Annotated in this window: 2 protein-coding genes; both read left to right on the top strand. The window is 65.4% G+C overall.

Annotated features, from left to right (window positions below):
- The coding region (locus EOA28_RS35225) for an ABC transporter substrate-binding protein (protein ID WP_128298349.1) at nucleotides 1–938 on the top strand (938 nt) is incomplete at its 5' end.
- 200 nt (nucleotides 939–1,138) lie between these two features.
- Nucleotides 1,139–1,617: ATP-binding cassette domain-containing protein (locus EOA28_RS35220; RefSeq protein WP_148671081.1), on the top strand; the 479-nt coding region annotated here is incomplete at its 3' end.

The raw sequence follows: 1,617 nt of genomic DNA, 5'->3' as shown, positions 1-1,617 counted from the left end.
TTTCCAACACAGTGCAGGGCAATGGCTGGCGCGAGGAGATGATCTGCGCGATGAAGGCGCAGGCGCTCGCTTCCGGTGAAGTGGCGAAGCTCAACATCGCTCACCGCAACACCGACGCCGCCGGCCAGCTCGAGGACATCCGCAACCTGATCAGCGCCAAGGTCGACGCCATCGTCGTCAACCCGGCCGATCCGGCCGGCATCAAGGCAGGCCTCGAGGAAGCCACCAAGGCCGGCATCGTCGTCGTCGCTGTCGACCAGGCGGTGACCGAACCGTCCGCCTACATCATCTCCAACAACCAGGAACAGTATGCCTATCTCGGCGCCAAGTGGCTGTTCCAGCAGATGGGCGGCAAGGGCGAGGTGTTCTATATGCGCGGCGCCGCCGGCGCTTCGGCCGACTCTGACCGCGACAAAGGTTTCAAGAAGGCACTCGCCGAATTCCCCGATGTGAAGGTCGCGCAGGAAGTCTTCACCGGCTGGCAGCAGGACCAGGCCAAGCAGCAGATCCTGTCCTTCCTCGCCACCGGCACGCCGATCAACGGCATCTGGACCTCCGGCATCGACAACGTAATCGTCGACGCGCTGGTCGAGCAGCAGGCGCCGATGGTGCCGGTCGTGGGCGCCGACAATGCCGGCTTCGTCGGCCAGTTGAGCTCGGTCAAGGACCTGGTCGGCGCGGCCGTCACCAATCCCGGCTCGATCGGCGGCGCGGGCGTGACGCTCGCGCTGCAGATCCTCGACGGCAAGAAGCCGGCGCAGCAGACCGTCCTGGTCGAGCCGCAGCTCTGGGAGAACGCCACCGAGGAAGGCAAGGCCAAGCTGAAGAGCGTCGTCGACCCCTCGCTCAGCCCCGAATGGCCGGTCTCGATCTCCATCCCGGACTGGACGACCTACACCAAGGACCAGATCGTGGCCTGCAAGGGCCCGGGCGAGTAAGGGCCTGATCCGAACGCAAGCGCAGGGCGCCGGACCAAGGTCTGGCGTCCTTGCCATTTGATCTGGCACGCATAGTTTGAGCCTTCGAGCAATTCCAGGAAAAGTGTGAGCGGTTTTCCGTCCGGAATTGCGTAAAAACAAAAGGATAGAGCGGTTCGCCGTTTCCGTGAAACGGTGAAACGCTCCAGATCGAGAACGCTTTGACCACCAGCCCTCTCCTCGACGCCACCGGCGTGGCTAAGAATTACGGCGCGGTTGCCGCGCTACGCAACGCTTCGCTGTCCGTGCTGCCGGGTGAGGTCCACGCGCTGATGGGCGCCAACGGCGCCGGCAAGTCGACGCTGGTGAAGATCCTGACCGGGGCGATAAAGGCGGATGCAGGGCGCATCCTGATCCGCGGCCAGCAGCTCGATGTCCGCTCCCCCGCGGCCGCCCGCCGCGCCGGGCTGCTGCCGGTCTATCAGGAACCGTCGCTGATTCCGGATCTCGACGTCCTCTCCAATCTCAGGCTCACCGGCACGCCGGTCGAGCCCTTCCGCGCATGGGTGCGCGAGCTCGGCATTCCCGACCTCGACATCCGCGAGACGGCCCGCCATATCCCTCTGGCCATCCTGCGCGTGCTCGACCTGGCGCGCGCTCTGGCCGTCGAGCCCGACGTGCTGCTGCTCGACGAGATGAC

The organism is Mesorhizobium sp. M2A.F.Ca.ET.067.02.1.1 (genome assembly GCF_004023285.1).
Classification (GTDB): Bacteria; Pseudomonadota; Alphaproteobacteria; order Rhizobiales; family Rhizobiaceae; genus Mesorhizobium.
Note: the sequence above shows the minus strand (reverse complement) of the source record. Positions and strands in the feature narration are given on the sequence as shown.